This is a genomic window from Streptomyces sp. NPDC006798, from assembly GCF_040635975.1.
In the GTDB taxonomy this organism is placed as follows: domain Bacteria; phylum Actinomycetota; class Actinomycetes; order Streptomycetales; family Streptomycetaceae; genus Streptomyces.
On the sequence record NZ_JBEYIS010000027.1, the window covers coordinates 19,469 to 37,234 of the forward strand.

The following is a 17,766-nucleotide window of genomic DNA, read 5'->3' on the forward strand; positions in this document are numbered from 1 at the left end:
GCGGGACTTCCGGCGGGCACGTCCCCGAGGGCCGCCCGGAGCCCGACGGACCGTACGACCGTACTCCGCCGCTCCCGGCGATACGGCTCCGCGGGCGAGGGGCGACGGCTTCCCGCCGGGCCGTCGTAGGCCGCCGTACGGACCCCGGCACGGAACCGGACAAGGGCCGGGGCACGGGCCGGAGTTGAACATATGCCGATGGTCGGCATATGTTGTCGATATGACTGAACGGGCGATGCAGGAGCCGACCCTGCTGGTGCTGACGGCACTGGCCGACCAGCCCCGGCACGGGTACGCGATCATCCAGGAGGTGGCGAAGATCAGCGGTGGCCGGGTCGCGCTGCGGACCGGCACGCTGTACAGCGCCCTGGAACGGCTGGTCGCCCAGGGGCTGATCGAGGTCCGGGCCGAGGAGGTCGTCGACAGCCGGCTGCGCCGTTCGTACGGACTCTCCGCCCGGGGCCGGGAGGTGCTGGCCGCCGAGGCCGAGCGGCTCGCCGCCACGGCCCGGGAAGCGGTACGGCGGCTGGGCCCGAGCGCGGCCGGTGCGTGATGACCCGTCTGATACGGCTCTATCCGCCCGGGTTCCGGGAGGCGTACGGCGACGAGGTGGCGGCGGTCTACCACGAGGTGATCGCGGGAGCCGGGCGCGTCGGGCGGGGGCGTGAGGCGCTCGGCCTGGTGGCGCACGCGCTGCGGCTGCGGGCGGGGCTGGGTCCGGGCCGGCCCGCGGGGCGGCTGTGCGGGGTGGCCGGGCCGCTGGTGCTGGCGGCGTCGGCCGCGTACGCGGGGCTCGAACTCTCCGACCTGGCCGCGTATGCCACGGCCGTCCGCGCGGAGGGCCGCCCGCCCGCCTTCTTCGCCGGGGACACGGCACGGGCGGCGGCCGCCGCGGCCCTGGTGGTCTCCGCCGTCATGGCGCTGGTGGGCCGGTGGGCCGCCGGACGGCTCTGGGCAGCCGCCGCGCAGGCCCTCTGCGGGGTGCTGGTGCTGACGCTCGACGGCGCGACTCCGGACGCGATCGTCACCGGGGGCGCCGGGCTGCTGGCCGCCGCGCTGCTCGCGGCCTGTCCGCCCGAGGTGTTCCCGGCCCGGCGGGCCCGGATCCTGGCGGGTGCGGCCGGGGCGGCGGTGTGGCTGCCGCTGACGGCTCTGGCGCTGGACCGGCTGCCGGTGTCGACGGATTACGCGGTGTGGCCCTTCCTCGTGCTGGGCTGGGCGGGCGGGCTCGTGGCCCGGGAGTACGGCGGCGGGGTCCGGCTCGCGGTCGCGACGGGGGTGTCGGCGGCGGTGCCGTTCGCCGCCGACACCTGGCTCGCCTGGCGTTCCCCGGTCGCGCCGCTCGCCGCGCTGCTGTTGCTGGCCGTCGTCGCCTCGTTGGCGTCCGCCGTCGGACGGGGCGGGATCCCCGTCTCCGCCGGGCGGGTGTGAGCCCGGTTCGGCCCCGGCCGTCCCTCTCCTCTTTTGTTCCCTCCCCGGTGCCGTCGTTCGCGGCATCCTTCATGAAGTGGCTTTCCGTGGACTATCTCTCCGCCAATGTGCCGCGCGCGTTCATAGCGGCGGCGGTCCTGGCCGCCGTGCTGGCCACGGTCGCGGTCTACGCGGTGGCGCGGGGCCGCACCGGCAGGCCCGTGGCCCGGGCGCTGGCCACCGCCGCCGTGGCGGCCGTGCTGATGCTGACGCTGCCGCCGGTCGGCTCCGCCCCGCATACCTCCGTCACCTGTGAGACCTCGTTGGATCCGGTGCGGCGGATCCTCTTCGCCGAGGGGTGGCTCAATGTCGCGTTGTTCGTACCCGTCGGGCTCTTCGGGGCGCTGGCCGTACGGCGCCCGCTCGCCGTCGTCGTATCGGGGACGGTGCTGTCGGCGCTGATCGAGACGGTGCAGGCGCTGCTCCCCCGGCTGGGGCGGGGCTGCGACTCGGGTGATCTGGTGATGAACACGCTGGGGGCGGCGCTCGGCGCGGTGGCCGCCGCGGTCTGCTGGTACGCGGCGGACCGGGCCGGGCGGGTCCGGCGGGCCCGCCGGGTGGCGGAACGGACACCGGGCGGGTGCGGCGGGGAACCCGCGGCCGGGGCGGACGGCCCGTAACCCGGCCGGGGCGGGCACGGGTCAGGGTTTGCGGGCGACCGCCCCGTACATGGCGACATCGCGGTCGTCGCAGTCGGGCGCGTCGGCGTCGGGCCGCCAGTGGTGGACCTGGCACAGGCCGGGGTCGACCAGGTCGAGTCCGGCGAAGAACGCCTCCGCCTCGGTACGGGTCCGGAGCCTCATGGGCATGCCGCGGCGGGCGTACTCGCCGGCGACGCGGCCGACCTCGTCGGGGGCGAAGTCGGCGGTGCCGATGGTCATGGCGAGGAAGCTGCCGGACGGGAGGGGGTCGAGGAGGCGGCGTACCAGGGTGTGGTCATCGGGCGGCATGATGAAGTGGACCATGCCGATCACCATCAGGCCGACGGGTTCTCCGAGGTCCAGGATGTTCTGGAAGGCCGGTGAACCGAGGACCGCCTCGGTGCCGCGCATATCGGCGTCGACATAGGCGGTACGGCCCTCGGGTGAGCTGGTGAGCAGCGCGCGGGCGTGGGCGAGCACGATGGGGTCGTTGTCGACGTAGACGACACCGGCGTCGGGGCGTTCCGCCTGGACGATCTCGTGGAGGTTGGGGGAGGTCGGCAGGCCGGTGCCGATGTCGAGGAACTGGCGGACGCCTTCGGTCCGGGCCAGATGGCGGGCGGCGCGGTGCATGAAGGCCCGGTTGGCACGCATATGGACGGGGAGGGCGGGCCATTCGGCACACATGGCGTTGCCCGCCGCGACGTCGACCGGGTAGTGGTCCTTGCCGCCGAGTATGTAGTCGTAGACGCGTGCCGAGTGGGCCTGGCCGGTGTCGATCCGGCCCGCCGGGCTCTGCTCGTGGTGTGCCATGTGGTGTCAACTCCCCCTGGGTGGTTCGGGTGATCACGGAGTCCAGGCCGTGCGGGGGTCCGGGCGGCCGGGCGGTGGAGGCCGCCCGGTCGCCCGCGGTCATGCGCCGGGGGGCCCGGTTTCGGTGAGGGTGCCGTCGGCGAGGCGCAGCCGCCGGCTGACGCCGATCCTGGTGAGGAAGCTCTCGTCGTGGCTGACGACGACGAACGCGCCCCGGTAGGAGCCGAGGGCGCTCTCCAGCTGGCCGACGCTGACGAGGTCGAGGTTGTTGGTGGGTTCGTCGAGGAGGAGGAGGTGGGGTGCGGGGTCGGCGCAGAGGACGCAGGCCAGGGTGGCGCGCAGCCGTTCGCCGCCGGAGAGGGCGCCCGCGGGCAGATGGGCGCGGGCGCCGCGGAAGAGGAAGCGGGCGAGCAGCGTGAGCCGTTCGGCTTCGGGGCGGTGGGGTGCGGCGGCGGCGAAGTTCTCGGCGACGGTGCGGTCGAGGTCGAGCAGGTCGAGTCGCTGGGAGAGGTAGGCGATGCGTCCGGCGGCCCGGGTGGCGGTGCCGTCGTCGGGGTCGAGGTCGCCGTTGATCAGCCGGAGGACGGTGGTCTTGCCGGCGCCGTTGGGGCCGGTGAGGGCGATGCGTTCGGGGCCGCGGATGGTCAGGCCGACGCCGGTGTCGCCGAGGACGTCCCGGTTGCCGAGGCGGATGCGGAGGCCCTCGCCGAGGAAGAGGTTCCGTCCGGCGGGGACGGTGGTGTCGGGCAGGTCGAGGGCGATCCGCTGGTCGTCGCGGAGCGCGCGTTCGGCTTCGTCGAGGCGGGCTTTGGCGTCGGTGACGCGGGCGGAGTGGGTCTGTCCGGCGCGGCCCGCGGCCTCCTGGGCGCCGCGTTTCATGTTTCCGGCGAAGATCCTGGGCAGTCCGGCGTTCTTGAGGTTGCGGGCGGCGTTGCCGGCGCGCCGGTCGGCGCGTTCGCGGGCCTGCTGGAGTTCCCGCTTCTCGCGTTTGAGTTCCTGTTCGGCGTTGCGGATGTTCTTCTCGGCCACGTCCTGTTCGGCCCGGACGGCTTCCTCGTAGGCGGTGAAGTCGCCGCCGTAGAGGCGGAGTCCGGTGGGGCCGAGTTCCGCGATGCGTTCCATCCGGTCGAGCAGGGCCCGGTCGTGGCTGACGAGGAGGAGGGTGCCGGTGAAGTTCTCCAGGACGTCGTAGAGGCGTCGGCGGGCGTCGAGGTCGAGGTTGTTGGTGGGTTCGTCGAGGAGGAGGACGTCGGGGGTGCGGAGCAGTTGGGCGGCGAGGCCGAGGGTGACGATCTGGCCGCCGCTGAGGGTGGCCAGGGTCCGGTCGAGGGCGAGGCCGCCGAGGCCGAGCCGGTCGAGTTGGGCGCGGGTGCGTTCCTCGATGTCCCAGTCGTCGCCGATGACGGTGAAGTGGGCTTCGTCGACGTCGCCGGATTCGACGGCGTCGAGGGCCCGGACGACGGTGTCGACGCCGAGGACCTGAGCGACGGTGAGGTCGCCGGTGAGCGGGAGGGTCTGCGGCAGATAGCCGAGGGTGCCGCCGACGGTGACGGTTCCGGCGGTGGGCCGCAGCTCTCCGGCGACGAGGCGGAGCAGGGTGCTCTTGCCGGAACCGTTGGGGGCGACGAGGCCGGTGCGGCCGGGGCCGACGGTGAAGGACAGCCCGGTGAAGACGGGGCTGTCGTCGGGCCAGGCGAAGGACAGGTCGGAGCAGACGACGGAGGCGTCGGACACGGTGGATACCTCGTGAGGGGTGCGGGAACGGAGACGGAGCTCCGCAGCGGAAGACGGGAAGGCCGGCGCACCGGCGCGAGGGCGCCGGTGGGAAAAAGGGGGACGACGGGCCGTATCGACGATGCTCCGGGCATCCGTCGACGGCGTCTCGATCCGGGTATCACCCGGAGATGTCGTCGTCTCCTGCCACGCCTGCCATGTCTGCCGCTCCTCGATTGACGGTCACGGGGTTGGCCACCGTATCAGACGGGTGGCCGATGGGGCGGTGACCTGGGGACGGCGGGCCGGGGCGGGGGCGGGCGAAACCCGTTGTCGACGGGGGTGCGGGCCGTGCCACACTCCGCGCCATGACGATCCGCTTTCCGCTTCCGCTCCGCCCGGGCGACCGGATCGGGGTGACGTCCCCGTCCAGCGGGGTGGCGAAGCCGCTGTGAAGCGGTTCCGGCTGGCCGTGGAGGTGCTGGAGTCGCGGGGGTACGAGGTCGTCGGGTCGTGCATGGACGGTACGCGGCATGTGAGCGCCCCGGCCGGGCGGCGGGCCGAGGAGCTGACGGAGTTGCTGACGGACCCGTCGATCCGGGCCGTGGTGCCGCCGTGGGGCGGTGAGACCGCGATCGATCTGCTGTCGCTGCTGGATTTCGGCCGGCTGCGGGCGGCGGAGCCGACGTGGTTCGTGGGGTCTCCGACATGTCGACACTGCTCACTCCGCTGACTCTGCTGACGGGGTGGCGACGGTGCACGGCAACCATCTGATGGATAGGCCGTACCGGGTGCCCGAGGGGCTTTCGTCGTGGCTGGACGTGGTGACCACCGCGGCCGGGCACCGGTTCGCGCAGCGCCCGCCGGGGCGCTACCGGACAGGTGGTTTCGATGATTTCGCGGCCTTCCCCGGGGTTCGGGAGTACCGGCTGGACGGGACGGGGGCGTGGCGCCGTCTCGACGGCGGGGGCGATCTGACGGTGGAGGGGCGGCTGATCGGGGGGTGTGTCGAGACACTGGCCCCGCTGGCGTGGACCCCGTTCCTCGATACGACGGCCTTCGCGCGGGCCGAGGCCCCGGAGGGGCTGCTGGTCTATCTGGAGGCCGCGGACGCCGACGCGTTCACCATGTGCCGTCTGCTGCACGGGGTGCGGCCCGCCGGGTTCTTCGAGCGGGCCCGGGCCGTGCTCGTGGGCCGTAGGGACGTGCCGGACTCCCCCGGGTTCGGCCAGTACGAGGCGGTGGTGGACGCGCCGGGTCCGCTCGGGGTGCCGCTGCCCTCCGATGTGGAGTGCGGGCACGTTCCGCCGTATCTGGCGCTGGTGAACGGGGCGCTCGCACGGGTGGAGTATTCGGCATCGGGGCGGGGCGTGCTGACGCAGAGCCTGGTGTGATCCGGCGGGGACGAGAGGCGGGACTCGGACGCGTCGGGGCCGGCCGCCGCGTCGCCTGCGGGCTTCTCTGGGGTCCGTCGGCGTGCTTGCCGCAACTGGTCCGTGTGCCGCAGCCGGTTGCCGAGGGCCGGGCCCCGGGTGGTGTCAGTGGCGGCGGTTAGCCTGCGGGTATGACGGAACACGAGGGTGGCGACCGCTCCTTCCCGGCGGCGCTGGCCGCGCTGGGCGGGGTGGATTTCGCCGGGCACGGCATCGACTTCGAGATGTACGGCGCCTTCCGCTCGGCGCCGTACACCACCGAGTGGTTGCGGGACTGGACCGGGAACGACGATGCGGACGGCGCCGCATTCCGGGTCTTCGGCCGGGACGGCACGGGCGGGCAGGCCGCGCTGTGGCTGAGACGGCCGGGCCGGGTCCTGGTCGAGCAGCCCGTGGTGTTTCTGGGGTCGGAGGGCGAGTGCGGTGTGGTGGCGGGGTGCCTCTCCGATTTCCTGTGGGTGCTCGCGGACGGTGTGGGACCGGTGGAGGCGGTGTCGTACGACGATCCCGGCGTCCGGGCCGACGCGGGGCCGGCCGGGCCGGCGGGGCGGTTCGCGACGACGGCCCGGCGCGGGGCGGTCGAGGTGATCGCGGGCGCGCGGGCGGAGTTCCCGTCCTTCGCCGACGACGTACTGGCGCTCTGCCGCTGAGGGCCGCCGCCGCGCCGGGGCCGGGGGGCCGGTTCAGTCGCGGCGGCAGACCAGGAAGAGATGTTCCTCGGTGGTGGCGCCGGGCCGGGGCGGGGTGAAGACGTCGGTGTGTTCCCACAGGACGGTCGTGCCCGCCGCGCCGACGACGTCCTTGAAGGGTGCCGCGCCGAAGCTGGTGACCCGGATCGGCTGGTCCAGGAAGACGACGTCGAGGTCTTCCACGTCCAGGGCGACGGTGGCGACGGCGAGATGGCCGCCGGGGACGAGGGCGCGGACGAGCCGGGTGAGCAGCCGGGCCTGTTCGGCGCGGTCCATCTGGAGCAGGGCGAAGTAGACGCAGACGGCGTCGTACGTGCCCTCGGGGAGGTCGAGTTCGCGGATGTCGGCTCGGACGAAGTCGGCGCCGGGGACCCGGCGGGCCGCGAGCTCCGTCATCACCGGCGAGACGTCGACTCCGGTGACGCGGTGACCGGCCCCGGCCAGGGCCTCGGCGGTGGGGCGGCCGGTTCCGCTGCCGACGTCGAGGACACGGCTGCCGGGGGCGAGCCGGGTCAGCAGCTGGTCGAGGGAGGCGCGGCGGCCGGGGGTCTCGGCGAAGGCGTCCTCGTAGGAGGCTCCGATCGCGTCGAACGCGGTGGCGGGATCGCGGGGGCCGTCGGCGGAGAGACCGGCGGGGTCGGCGGGGGAACCGGGGGCAGGGGTGGTGGCCATGTGGGTCCCCGTCCCCACGGGGTCCGCGGTCGAAACGCGGACCGGGGTCGACACCGTCGCACCCCCTACTTAATCAAGTTTGACTAGAACGAGAACGGGCGGCTAGAGTGACGTAGTCAAGTTTGAACAGCACTGTGAGGAGCTCACGTGGCCCAGCTGCCCGACGCCGGATACACCCCGACCGCGGACGACCTCGCCTCGATCGACGCCTGGTTCGCCGATTACGACGCGGCCGCCGCCCGGCGGGACGTCGAGGCGATGGCCGACCGGGCGGTCTTCCCTCTCAACCTCGTCAGTGACAACGAAGCCGGTGACGCCGCCACCGCCCAGTGGGACCGGCGGCAGTTCATCGAGACCATGACCTACGTCATGGGAGACGGCTCGGAGGACATCGGCTTCGAGTCGGTCCGTACGCCCGTCTTCCTGAGCGCCGCCATGGCAGTCGTCTTCACCGACTCGACCATGACCGCGCAGGGCGCGACCCAGCGGCTGCGGTATGCCGACATCCTGGTCAGGCAGGGCGGGAAGTGGGCGTTCCAGACCATGATCCAGGGCGGCTGGGGAGACAATCTGCGCTGATCCGGTGCGGTCGCCCGGCCGGAAGCGGACGGGAAGGGGGTACGGCTCCGGCCGTACCCCCTTCCGTCGTGCTGGTCGTGATCGCCGTGTCGGCGCGGTGTCGCGGTGTCCCTCCCCCACTCCCCCACGCCGCCCCGGCCGCGTCGGCGTCAGCGGACGGAGGCTTATTCGATGGACGCGTCGGAGCACCGTCACTAGGGTGGGTCGTATGTCCAGCCCCGAGGCGTCCAGACTCTAGCCACCGGCTCTCCGGTGGCCTTTCGCCCCGCCGTGTGACCCCGCCGTGCCCCCCTCTTCTCGGGGACGGTGCGCGGGTGTCCCGGTCGCGCGGTCCTCGGAGCGCCCCTCGCCACGGGCTTCTCTCCCCCGGTGTCCCGGTTTCCTTCCGGTGTCCCGGGTTTCCCTCTCACCGGACGACGGCCGTCCGGGTGTCGCCGTGCCCCCGGGTACGGGCGGTGCCGCCGTGCCGTCGCCGGTTCCCTTCCCGTGGTGACACCGCGCGCGTCCGAGTGGGCGTCGGCGGACGGTTGTCGTCATGGCGGCCCCGTCCTCTCCGGCCCGGGGTGGCCGCGCGCGGTGTGCCGCGGCCTGTCGACGACCCGGTCCGGGTTGTGGAGTGTGCTGTGCCATTCGCTGTCTACATGCTGGGGCTCGCCGTGTTCGCGCAGGGCACGTCCGAGTTCATGCTCTCGGGGCTCGCCCCGGGTATCGCCGCCGACCTCGATGTGTCGGTGGCCGCGACCGGGGCGCTGACCTCGGCCTTCGCCATGGGAATGATCGTGGGCGCGCCGCTGATGGCGGTACTGAGTCTGCGCTGGCCCCGGCGGCGGGCGCTGCTGGTCTTTCTCGCCGTCTTCGTCGCCGCACATGTCGTGGGCGCGCTGACCTCGGACTTCGGGGTCCTGCTGGCCACCCGGGTGGTCGGCGCGCTGGCCAACGCGGGCTTCATCGCGGTCGGGATGGCCACCGCGACGGGTCTGGTGCCCGCCGATGCCAAGGGGCGGGCCGTGTCGGTCCTGATCTCCGGGATCACCCTCTCCATCGTCGCGGGTGTGCCCGCGGGCGCGGTGCTCGGTCAGCTGTGGGGCTGGCGTGCGGCGTTCTGGGCGGTGGCGCTGATCTGTCTGCCCGTGGTCCTCGCGATCGTCCGGTCGGTCCCGTCGGAGACGGCGGGGACGCGGGACTCGGCGGGGGCCGCCGTCGACGGTGCCGGGGGACCGAGCGCCCGGCGCGAGCTGCGTGCGCTGCGGCGGCCCCGGCTGCTGGTGACCCTGGCGGTGGCGGCCCTGACGAACGCGGCCACCTTCGCCACCTTCGCCTATCTGGCGCCGGTGATGACGGATGTCGCCGGATTCCCCGAGCACTGGATGCCGGTCGTGCTGGTGGCGTTCGGTGTCGGTTCGTTCGCCGGGGTCACCGTCAGCGGCCGGACCGCCGACCGCCGTCCGATGCGGCTGCTGGTGCCCGGGGGCGCGGGGCTGCTCGCGGGCTGGTCCGTCTTCGCCCTGTCGGCCGGATACGGGCCGGTGGCGCTGGTACTGGTGCTGGTCCTGGGGCTGCTGTCGTTCGCGGTCGGGTCGACGCTGATCACCCTGGCCGTGTACGCGGCGCCCGAGGCGCCGACGCTGGGCGGTTCGTACGCCACGGCGGCGCTGAACGCGGGCGCCGCGATCGGTCCCGGGGTCGCGGGTGCCGCGATCGGTGCCGGGCTGGGCTACCGGTCGGCCCTGTGGTCGAGCGCGTCGCTGGTGGCGCTGGCGCTCGTGGTGGCCGCGACGGCGCGAGCGGTCGCTGCCCGGCGGGGCGGGGCGGCTCCGGCGGAGAGCCGTCCGGTGTGACGGCACCGCTCCGGTGATCCCGCACGGCTCCGCCGACGGCGCGGGGCGGGTGACGGGTCGGGGCCGTTGGGAGGACCGGGCGGGCTGTCGTGGCCCGGGCGGTCCGGGGCCGTCCCACGGTGCGGCGCATGACACGCCTTCAGTTCTTCGGCCGGTGCGCAGTCGCCGTCACCGTCGCCGTGGCCCGCGCGGCTCCCGGGCCGGCCGCGGCCGGCGGCGGATGGGTGGCCACGGCCCGGGTATCACCTCCGGGATCAGCGGTATCGCGGAGGTGCACCCGGGGAGCGGATCCGGTGAGCTGCTCGCCGTACACGACAACAAGCATGCCGGTGGGCCACGGGTGCCGCGGGTGCGGACCGGGGCGGACGCGTCCACGACCGTACTGGGTACGGACGACGAGAATCCGGGCGGCTGGGTGCGGTGGGGTGACGTATGCGGGTGAGGTAGGGGCCGGGCGCGCGCCGCAGGTGGTCGACCTCTACGGCTCCCCACTCCCCCGCGCCCCGGGTCAGAAGGCCGTGTCGAGGCGGGTGCGCTGGTCGGGGGTGAGGCTGAGGTCGACCGCCGCCAGGCTCTCGTTCAGCTGGGCCACGGACGACGCGCCGACCAGGGGGATGAACGGGATTTCGCCGCCGATCAGCCAGGACAGGACGACTTGGTTGCGGGTGGCGCCGGTCTCGGCGGCCACCGCGTCGAGGGCGGCGAGCCGGGCCCGGGTGCCGGGGTGGTCCAGATCGGTGCCGAAGGGGCGGTCGTCCCGGCTGTAGGCGCCGCCGAGGAGCGGGCTGTAGGCGACCATGGCGAGATCCGGCTCGGCGCGGAGGTAGCTGAGGAAGTCTCCGGCGACGACGCCGAACGGGCCGTCCTGGGACGCGGCGTCGGGCATGTCGGTGCGGCGGCGGAGATAGCTGTGGCTGTACTGGAGGACCTCGTAGCCGGGCAGTCCCTTCGCGGCGGCGACGGCACGGGCCCGTTCGACCTTCCACGACCAGTGGTTGCTGACGCCGAGGAGTCCGACGGTGCCTTCGGCGACGAGGGCGGCGAATGCCTCGACGGTCTCGGTGACGGGGGTGACCCGGTCGTCGACATGGGCGTAGAGGAGGGGCAGCCGCTCCATGCCGAGGCGTTCGCGGCTCTGTTCCGCGGCGGTCCTGATGGTCTCGGCGGAGAGTCCCTCGCCGTTGTCGATCCAGCCCGTGCCCGGGGCGAGCGGGCGGGCGCCGAGCTTGGTGGCGATGGTGATCTCGTCGCCGACGCCCCGGCTGCGCCGCCAGCGGCCCAGCAGCCGCTCGCTGGCGCCGCCCTGGCTGTCGTCGAGCCAGTAGGCGTAGTTGTTGGAGGTGTCGACGAAGGTGCCGCCCGCTTCGACGTAGCGGTCGAGGACGGCGAACGCGGTCTGCTCGTCGGTGCGGGTGCCGAACAGCATCGCGCCCAGGCTGAGCACGCTCACGGTGCGGCGGGTGGCGGGGTCGGTGCCGATCTGGCGGTACTCCATGGGGGCCTTCGCTTCCAGTGGGCTCTGCGGGGGCGCGACCGGGCGCGGCCCCCGGCCCGTGCGGTGTTCCCACGGGCTCGTCATGGAGCTTTCCTGCTGGAGTGCGCTCGAAGTCAAGCGCCGCCCGAGTCGCGCCCGAGTCGCCCCCGGGTCGCGTCCGGGTCTCAGCCCTCGTCGGGTTCGGCGTGGACGGCCATGATGTCGGTCTCGTACTGGTCGATGACCTGCTCGGCGCTGCGTCCCGTATAGCGGGCCACCTCGTCGACGGTGGCGACGGCCCAGTTGGCGAGGGAGAGGGCGAAGGCGAGGACGGCGTCGGGGCCCTGGGTGCGGCGGACGCCGAGGAGGAAGGCGAGATTGAGGTAGGGCACCAGCTCGGGTGGCTGCTCGGTGTTCTGTCTGACCAGGGCGATCGTCGTTCGGGTCGCCCTGGCGCGCAGCGGCAGCAGCCGTTCGCGCTCGGTGTGGATCTCGGCGGCCAGCTCCCGGCGGGTTTCCCTGTCCACGCGGTCCTCCCCGTGTGTGCGCGGCGCGTTCCGCCGCGTTGCCACTGGGGGTCACGGTACGGAAGCGGGACGGGCCGGGGAGGGGAAACGGGCGTGGCGCTACCCGGGGGTGGGGACGGGCGCGTATGCGTGCCCGGGAATGGACTGGTGTTCCGTCCCGCCCCGGGCGGCGGGCGGCGCGGAACGGAACACCAGTGGGGAAGGGCCGGTAGGGGAAGTCCGGCCGGAGCGGGACCGGTCGGGGATCACCGGTCCCGGCACGCCGGTCAGAGGCGTACGGTCCAGGTGACGGACGCCTTCATGGTGGCGGCGATCTTCGGGTCCCGGACCGAGGGGGTACGGTCCTCGACGCTCACGGTCAGCCGGTGGGCGCGCAGATCGAGCAGGCGGGGCATCAGTGAGGCGATCCTGACCTGGTCGCGGCCGGCGAACCGGCGCAGTTCCTTGCCGTCGAGGTACCAGCGGACGGTCAGCTGCCGGCCGTCGGCGGGGGCGAGTTCGACCGGGGCGGCCTCGGCGGTGTGGCGGAGCCGGAGGACGCGGTCGGTGGGGGTGACGGCGGTGACGGGCTCGGCGTGGCGGTAGAAGCCCGCGATCATCGCCTCGGTGCCGGGCAGGTTGAACGGCTTGTCGACCGAGCGCATCATCGAGTTGCCGGTGGGCCGGTTGAGGCCCTTGACGAAGTAGCCGCCGCCTTCGTAGGCGCCGACGGTGCCGCCGTCGGGAGACGGCTCGCCCAGCCAGCGGTGCCACTTGACGCGCTGGGCGGCGATGGCGTCGGTGCCGAGGGTGGAGATGTTGACGTCGCCGGGTTCGGGGCCGGTGTACTGCTCGTAGCCGGGGTAGCCGGGGTAGAAGTACTCGTCGGCGAGTTTGCCGAGGGAGTGCCCGGTCTCGTGGATGGCGACGAGCCCGGACCGCGGGTTGCCCGCGGAGGCGGTGGCGATGCCCTCGTAGCCGAGGCTCTGGCTGGGCTCGTTGTAGCCGGCGCCGCCGTACTTGGCGCTGTTGGCGAGGACGACGACGAGGTCGGCCTCGGGTGCCTTGGCGGCGTAGCGGTCGACCTTGGTCTGGTCGACGCAGAGGAGGCGCTCGATGTCGGCGCACCAGAAGTAGGAGCCGATGGCGGTGTCGCGGACGGTGGCCCGGTCCGGGTCGCCGGTGACACCCGATTCGTTGGAGACGGCGTCGACGGCCCAGACGTTGAAGAGGCCGCGGTAGGTGGTGTACGGCTCGACGGCGGCGGTCTGTTCCCAGATCTTGCGGGCGTCTTCGTGGAATCGGGGCAGTTCGGCGGCGGTGTAGCCGTCGCCGAGGACGACGATGTCGAGCCGGTCGTCGGTGGAGCCGGTACCGGCGAGCCGGGTGACCCGGCCGTCGGCGGCGGTCTCGGCGGCCGAGAGCCGGGGGGCCGGGCGGTCGCGGCCGTCGGCCGGTACGAGGGTATGGCCGGAACCGGCGGCGGTGCCCCGTTCCGGGCCGGGTATCTCCACTTCCACCCGCGGGGGTACGGTCGGTCCGTCGGCCGCGACGGCGCCACCCGGCGCGATGGCGAGGGCGGCGGTGACGGCGGCGGCCACTCCGGCCGCCGTCATGGCTCCGCGTCTGATGAACGAGGGCATGGGGCCCCTCCCCTGAGGAAATTAAGCAACGCGTTAAATCCGATGATCGGCACGCTTAAGCTAGGGCTCCGCTGACGGCCCGCGCAATGGTCGCCGACGACGGATACTGGGAGTCCGAGCGATCAGGGGGGTTCGACGTGCAGGGCGGTTCGATGGACGACCAGGACGGGATCGGCCGCCGGGTACAGCGGCTCCGTAAACAATTGGGTCTGACCCAGCGTCAGTTGGCCGAGCCCTCGTACACCCCGGCGTATATCTCCACCGTCGAGGCGGGGCGGGTCAGGCCGTCCGAGGCGGCGCTGCGGTTTCTGGCCGGACGGCTGGGCACCTCGGTCGAGGAGCTGACGACCGGGCGGCCCGCGCGGCTGGCGACGGAGCTGAGGCTCGCCCTCACCGACGCCCAGCGGGAACTGGCGACCGGCTCGGCGGTGGACGCGGCGGAGCTGTTCGAGCGGCTGGCGGCGGAGGCCGGGCGGCTGGAGCTGGCGGCGGAGCGGGCCGAGGCGCTGCTGGGGCGTGGTGACTGCGCGCTGGAGACCGGTGATCTGGAGCGGGCCCTCGGGTGTTTCGAGGAGGCGGAGGGGCTGCTGGCCGACGCGCCGCTGCCGCGGCGGGCCCGCGCGGTCCGGGGGCGCGCGGTGGCGCATCTGCTCGCCGGGGAGCTGCGGTACGCCTGTTATCTGCTGGAGTCGGCGATCGAGGAGCTGGGCAAGAGCGGGCTGGCGGATCCGGAGGCGCTGGTTCTGCTGTACGCGGCGGTCATCGGGCCGTATATCGACATGGGGGCGCACGCCCGGGCCGCGCACGCGGCGGAGCTGGCGCTGTCGCTGGCGCCGAGGGTGAGCGATCCGGCGCTGGTGGCGGGGATGCACCGGCAGGTGGCGCGGACGTTTCTCGCCGAGGGCCGGATCGCGGACGCGGACGCGTCGCTGGCGAAGGCGCAGACGATCTACCGGCAGTTGCGGCTGGGGACGGATCTGGCGCACTGCCACTGGATGCGCGGCTACGTCCATGCGCAGGGCGGGGAACTGGCCCTGGCGGAGCAGGAGTTGCGGACGGCCAGGGACATGCTCAGCGCGCGGCGGGCGGCGCTGTTCACCGCGCAGGTGGAGGTGGAGCTGGCCGATGTGCTGCGGCGGATGGGCCGTTACGAGCAGGCGGCGGAGGTCGCGGGGACCCTGCTGCGGCTGGACGACCGGCACGGCGCGGTGCACGCGGGCGGGGCGCACCGGCTGCTGGGGCTGATCGCGGAGGAACGCGGTGACGTCGAGGCGGCGGAGGAGCACTATGTGAAGGCGCTGGCGCTGCTGGAGCGCAGCGGTGCCAGTGGCGATCTGGCGGATCTCTGCCGGTTGCTGGGGGATCTGCTGCGCCGTACGGGCCGGGTGGAGGCGGCGATGGACGCGTACCGTACGGGTCTCGGGTACCGGGCGGCGCCGGGGACGACGACGCTGGGGCCGCCGCCCGCCGCTCCCCCGCGGCCGGAGGTTTGAGGGAGCGCGACGCCCCCGCCCCGCGCCGGGCCGCGGGGACGCCGTGGCCGCCGCCGGGCGGCCGGGCGGCGGGCGAGGAGCCGGCCCGGCGGGGTTTCAGCGGCCGGGGGTACGGGGGTGGTCGGCGAGGGCGGGCATCAGCCGCAGAGCGTTGTCGCGGTTGATCCGGCGGCGCTGGAGGAGGGTGAGTCCGCTGTCCCGGTCGAGTGCCGGTCCGGCGATGTCGGTGATGGTGGCGGCCGGGCTGGCGGGCCAGTCGCTGCCGTAGAGGATCCGGGTGGGGTCGGCGACGGCGAGCAGGGCGGATGCGGCGGGTTCGCCGAGAGGTGCCGCGGTGTCGTAGTAGAAGCGGTGCAGATAGTCGCGGACCCGGGCGGCGTCGGTCTTCGGGGTGAGGAAGTGGGCGAAGGCCTCCATGCGTGTGGCGATGAAGGGGAGGAAACCGCCGCCGTGCGGGAGGACGAAGGAGAGCCGGGGGTAGCGGTCGAGTGTGCCGTTGAGGACGAGGTTGACGGCGGCGCGGGTGGTGTCGAGGGGGAAGTCGCAGTAGAAGGCGGGGATGCCGGGGACGGCGGGCCTGGCGGGGTCGGTGCCGGGGAGTTCGTGCGGATGGGTGTTGATCACGGCCGAGCGTTCGTCCAGTTCGGCGAGGAGCCGGTCGTGGGAGGGGTCGCCGAGATAGACGCCGCGGGTGTTGGCGCGGGTCTGGACGCCGACGGCGCCGAGTTCGTCGAGGCCGCGGGCGATGGACCAGCGGGAGGTCTCCGGGTCGTCGGGGAAGACCGGGGTGAAGAAGGCGAACCGGTCGGGGTGGGCGGCGGTGAGTTCGGCGGCGGCGTCGAGGGCGACGGCGACGCTCTCCCGGCGCTGGGCCGGGGAGGTGAAGCCGCGGACCGGCATCGCGGGGCTGACGACGGCCTTGGCGATGCCCGCGCGGTCCATCAGGGCGAGGGTCGTATCGAGGTCCCACCGGGTCCACCAGGGCAGTTGGGCGGGGTCCACCAGTCCGGCGCGTTCGGCCCAGGCGAGCCAGGCGGGGGCCGTGTAGTGGTGGTGTACGTCGATCCGGGCGGCGCGGGCGTCGGCGCCGGGGTGGCCGGGGGATCCGGTGGTGTGTCGCGGGGCGGCCCCGGCGGGGTCGGCGGTGGTCGCGGCGGCCGCGGCGGCGGGCGCCATCAGGAGCAGTCTGCGGCGGCCCACGGCCGGGGTCTCGTATGGCATGTCCGTACTGTGGGGCGGGGCCGGGTGCCGGGCCCCGGCACACGCCGGTGCCGGGGGCGGGATCGCTCGAATGCGGGTGCGGACGGAGCGGTCCGGGCGGCCGGGCGGGTGACCCGGGGCCGGTGGGGTTTCGTACGGCCGCGGACGCTCGGGCCCTGTGGCGGCGGCCGGGTCAGTCCGTCGGGGACGGCGACTCGGGCGACTCGGACGGCGGCTCGGGGGCGGACTCGGACGGCGACTTCGACGGCGACTCGCCGGCCGGGGACGACGAGGAGCCGGTGTCCCCGGTCTTGGGCAGGGCGTAGACATGGTCCGGGGTGACGATCTCGGTGATCGCGGTGGCGAAGAGCGTCGAGGGTTCGGCGTTGTCGTGGAGGATGTCGGTGTTCAGGGTGATCACCATGGTCGCCCGGGCCTCGGGCAGATAGACGGCGACGGCCTCGTATCCGGGGAGGGATCCGTTGTGGCCGACCCAGCCGCCGGTTTCGAAGACGCCGAGGCCGTAGCCGGTGCCCTCGATTCCGGTGCTCTGGTAGTCCAGCCGCTCGTCCTGGGTCCCGGGGGTCAGCAGGGTGCCGGTGGCCAGGGTGTGGGCCCAGCTCCGCAGATCCTCCAGGGTCGAGATCATCGCTCCGGCGGCCCAGCCCCAGGAGGGGTTCCAGTCCGTGGCGTCCTCGGTCTTCCCGGTCGCGGTCTGGTTGGTATACCCGTGGGCGTGCGGGGTGGGGAACTCCGCGCCGACGGGGAAGAGGGTGTCGTCCAGTCCGGCCGGGTCGAGGACGTTCTGCTGGATGAAGCGGTTCAGCGGCTGGCCGCCCGCCTTCTCGATCACCAGGCCGAGCAGGATGAGATTGGTGTTGGAGTAGTCGAACTTCTCCCCGGGCTCGAACAGCACCGGATGCCGGAACGAGTAGTCGAGCAGTTCCTGCGGGCCGAAGTGCCGGTACGGGTCGGCGGTCAGCGCCTTGAAGAAGCCGTCGTCCATGGAGTAGTTGAAGAGGCCGCTGCGCATGCCCGCGAGCTGGCGGAGGGTGATGATGCCGCCGTTGGGGACCCCGTCGACGTACTTCCCGATCGGGTCGTCGAGTCCGACGTCGCCCCGGTCGACGAGTTCCAGCAGGGCGGTGACGGTGAACGTCTTCGTCAGGCTGCCGATCCGGGTGAACAGGTCGGGCTCCATGGGGGTGCTGTCGGCCTTGTCGGCGATGCCGAAGGAGCGGACGTAACTGCCCTTGCCCGGCGCCCAGAGGCCGACCGTGACACCGGGTACCGATGTCTCGCGCAGTACGTCGCCGATCGCGTCGTCGAGCTGCTCGGCGACCGACGCGTCGAGGACCGGGAAGCCGTCGGGGGACGGCGGTGGTGTGGTCGCGTACGGGGCCGGGGCGAAGGCCGTGGAGACGGCCGCGGGCCCGGGCGCCGCGTTGGCGAGTCCGGTGGACGCGGGTACGGCCAGCAGTCCGGCCGCGACAGCGGTGACACAGGCGGTACGGAATCGCAAGGACGAGCGGTGCACGACGGCCCTCCTGCCGAAAGGGGGACGGCTTCCCCCAAATTTAGGCCCGTTCGGGTGAGCCCGCA

Annotated in this window: 18 protein-coding genes; 10 read left to right on the forward strand and 8 right to left on the reverse strand. The window is 73.6% G+C overall.

Annotated features, from left to right (window positions below; all coding sequences use genetic code 11):
• The first annotated feature begins 220 nt into the window (after nucleotides 1-220).
• The 3 genes from ABZ714_RS19730 to ABZ714_RS19740 all read left to right on the forward strand — a co-directional run bounded on the left by ABZ714_RS19730 (nucleotide 221) and on the right by ABZ714_RS19740 (nucleotide 2,090).
• A complete protein-coding gene (locus ABZ714_RS19730; RefSeq protein WP_358826541.1) occupies nucleotides 221-553 on the forward strand; it encodes a PadR family transcriptional regulator in 333 nt (110 codons plus the stop codon).
• Nucleotides 553-1,431 (forward strand): hypothetical protein, encoded by an 879-nt coding sequence (locus tag ABZ714_RS19735; RefSeq protein WP_358826542.1) that lies wholly within the window; start codon nucleotides 553-555, stop codon nucleotides 1,429-1,431. The genes ABZ714_RS19730 and ABZ714_RS19735 overlap by 1 nt, the downstream gene beginning before the upstream one ends.
• Nucleotides 1,432-1,502: 71 nt before the next feature.
• A complete protein-coding gene (locus ABZ714_RS19740) occupies nucleotides 1,503-2,090 on the forward strand; it encodes a VanZ family protein (protein WP_358826543.1) in 588 nt (195 codons plus the stop codon).
• A 21-nt stretch (nucleotides 2,091-2,111) separates the two neighbouring features.
• Here the strand turns inward: ABZ714_RS19740 and ABZ714_RS19745 are convergent, their stop codons facing one another.
• Nucleotides 2,112-2,924 carry an SAM-dependent methyltransferase gene (locus ABZ714_RS19745; RefSeq protein ID WP_358826544.1) on the reverse strand — a complete coding sequence of 271 codons (813 nt, stop codon included), beginning with the start codon at nucleotides 2,922-2,924 and terminating at the stop codon, nucleotides 2,112-2,114.
• Between the two features lie 99 nt (nucleotides 2,925-3,023).
• Nucleotides 3,024-4,658: an ABC-F family ATP-binding cassette domain-containing protein gene (locus ABZ714_RS19750; RefSeq protein ID WP_358826545.1), complete on the reverse strand. Its 1,635-nt coding sequence runs from the start codon at nucleotides 4,656-4,658 to the stop codon at nucleotides 3,024-3,026.
• 430 nt (nucleotides 4,659-5,088) lie between these two features.
• On the opposite strand from ABZ714_RS19750, the gene ABZ714_RS19755 reads away from it, so the two are divergent.
• The 3 genes from ABZ714_RS19755 to ABZ714_RS19765 all read left to right on the forward strand — a co-directional run bounded on the left by ABZ714_RS19755 (nucleotide 5,089) and on the right by ABZ714_RS19765 (nucleotide 6,720).
• Nucleotides 5,089-5,370, forward strand: coding sequence for an LD-carboxypeptidase (locus ABZ714_RS19755; protein WP_358826546.1), 282 nt, complete (start codon nucleotides 5,089-5,091; stop codon nucleotides 5,368-5,370).
• Between the two features lie 13 nt (nucleotides 5,371-5,383).
• Nucleotides 5,384-6,031 carry a hypothetical protein gene (locus tag ABZ714_RS19760; RefSeq protein WP_358826547.1) on the forward strand — a complete coding sequence of 216 codons (648 nt, stop codon included), beginning with the start codon at nucleotides 5,384-5,386 and terminating at the stop codon, nucleotides 6,029-6,031.
• A gap of 170 nt (nucleotides 6,032-6,201) precedes the next feature.
• Nucleotides 6,202-6,720, forward strand: coding sequence for an SMI1/KNR4 family protein (locus ABZ714_RS19765; protein WP_358826548.1), 519 nt, complete (start codon nucleotides 6,202-6,204; stop codon nucleotides 6,718-6,720).
• Nucleotides 6,721-6,753: 33 nt separating this feature from the next.
• Here the strand turns inward: ABZ714_RS19765 and ABZ714_RS19770 are convergent, their stop codons facing one another.
• A complete protein-coding gene (locus tag ABZ714_RS19770) occupies nucleotides 6,754-7,431 on the reverse strand; it encodes a methyltransferase domain-containing protein (protein WP_358826549.1) in 678 nt (225 codons plus the stop codon).
• A 147-nt stretch (nucleotides 7,432-7,578) separates the two neighbouring features.
• Here ABZ714_RS19770 and ABZ714_RS19775 point away from each other — a divergent pair, with 147 nt between their 5' ends.
• The 3 genes from ABZ714_RS19775 to ABZ714_RS19785 all read left to right on the forward strand — a co-directional run bounded on the left by ABZ714_RS19775 (nucleotide 7,579) and on the right by ABZ714_RS19785 (nucleotide 10,290).
• Entirely contained in the window at nucleotides 7,579-8,010 is a 432-nt protein-coding gene (locus ABZ714_RS19775) for a nuclear transport factor 2 family protein (protein ID WP_358826550.1), read from the forward strand.
• A gap of 623 nt (nucleotides 8,011-8,633) precedes the next feature.
• On the forward strand, nucleotides 8,634-9,848 hold the full coding sequence (locus tag ABZ714_RS19780) for a Cmx/CmrA family chloramphenicol efflux MFS transporter (protein ID WP_358826551.1): 1,215 nt from the start codon (nucleotides 8,634-8,636) through the stop codon (nucleotides 9,846-9,848).
• Between the two features lie 220 nt (nucleotides 9,849-10,068).
• Nucleotides 10,069-10,290: a hypothetical protein gene (locus tag ABZ714_RS19785; RefSeq protein ID WP_358826552.1), complete on the forward strand. Its 222-nt coding sequence runs from the start codon at nucleotides 10,069-10,071 to the stop codon at nucleotides 10,288-10,290.
• Between the two features lie 66 nt (nucleotides 10,291-10,356).
• On the opposite strand, the gene ABZ714_RS19790 is transcribed toward ABZ714_RS19785, so the two are convergent.
• From ABZ714_RS19790 to ABZ714_RS19800, 3 genes are all read right to left on the reverse strand, one after another.
• Entirely contained in the window at nucleotides 10,357-11,343 is a 987-nt protein-coding gene (locus tag ABZ714_RS19790; RefSeq protein WP_358826602.1) for an aldo/keto reductase, read from the reverse strand.
• Between the two features lie 164 nt (nucleotides 11,344-11,507).
• Entirely contained in the window at nucleotides 11,508-11,849 is a 342-nt protein-coding gene (locus ABZ714_RS19795) for a hypothetical protein (RefSeq protein ID WP_358826553.1), read from the reverse strand.
• Nucleotides 11,850-12,115: 266 nt separating this feature from the next.
• The gene (locus tag ABZ714_RS19800) at nucleotides 12,116-13,471 is read right to left on the reverse strand and encodes a M64 family metallopeptidase (protein ID WP_358826554.1); all 1,356 of its coding nucleotides are present in this window, start codon (nucleotides 13,469-13,471) and stop codon (nucleotides 12,116-12,118) included.
• Between the two features lie 152 nt (nucleotides 13,472-13,623).
• Between ABZ714_RS19800 and ABZ714_RS19805 the strand changes: the two genes are divergently transcribed.
• The gene (locus tag ABZ714_RS19805; protein ID WP_358826603.1) at nucleotides 13,624-14,964 is read left to right on the forward strand and encodes a tetratricopeptide repeat protein; all 1,341 of its coding nucleotides are present in this window, start codon (nucleotides 13,624-13,626) and stop codon (nucleotides 14,962-14,964) included.
• A gap of 96 nt (nucleotides 14,965-15,060) precedes the next feature.
• Here the strand turns inward: ABZ714_RS19805 and ABZ714_RS19810 are convergent, their stop codons facing one another.
• Together ABZ714_RS19810 and ABZ714_RS19815 are read right to left on the reverse strand one after the other, a co-directional pair.
• Nucleotides 15,061-16,185: an amidohydrolase family protein gene (locus tag ABZ714_RS19810; RefSeq protein ID WP_358826555.1), complete on the reverse strand. Its 1,125-nt coding sequence runs from the start codon at nucleotides 16,183-16,185 to the stop codon at nucleotides 15,061-15,063.
• A 172-nt stretch (nucleotides 16,186-16,357) separates the two neighbouring features.
• On the reverse strand, nucleotides 16,358-17,701 hold the full coding sequence (locus ABZ714_RS19815; RefSeq protein ID WP_358826556.1) for a serine hydrolase domain-containing protein: 1,344 nt from the start codon (nucleotides 17,699-17,701) through the stop codon (nucleotides 16,358-16,360).
• Nucleotides 17,702-17,766: the final 65 nt, after the last annotated feature.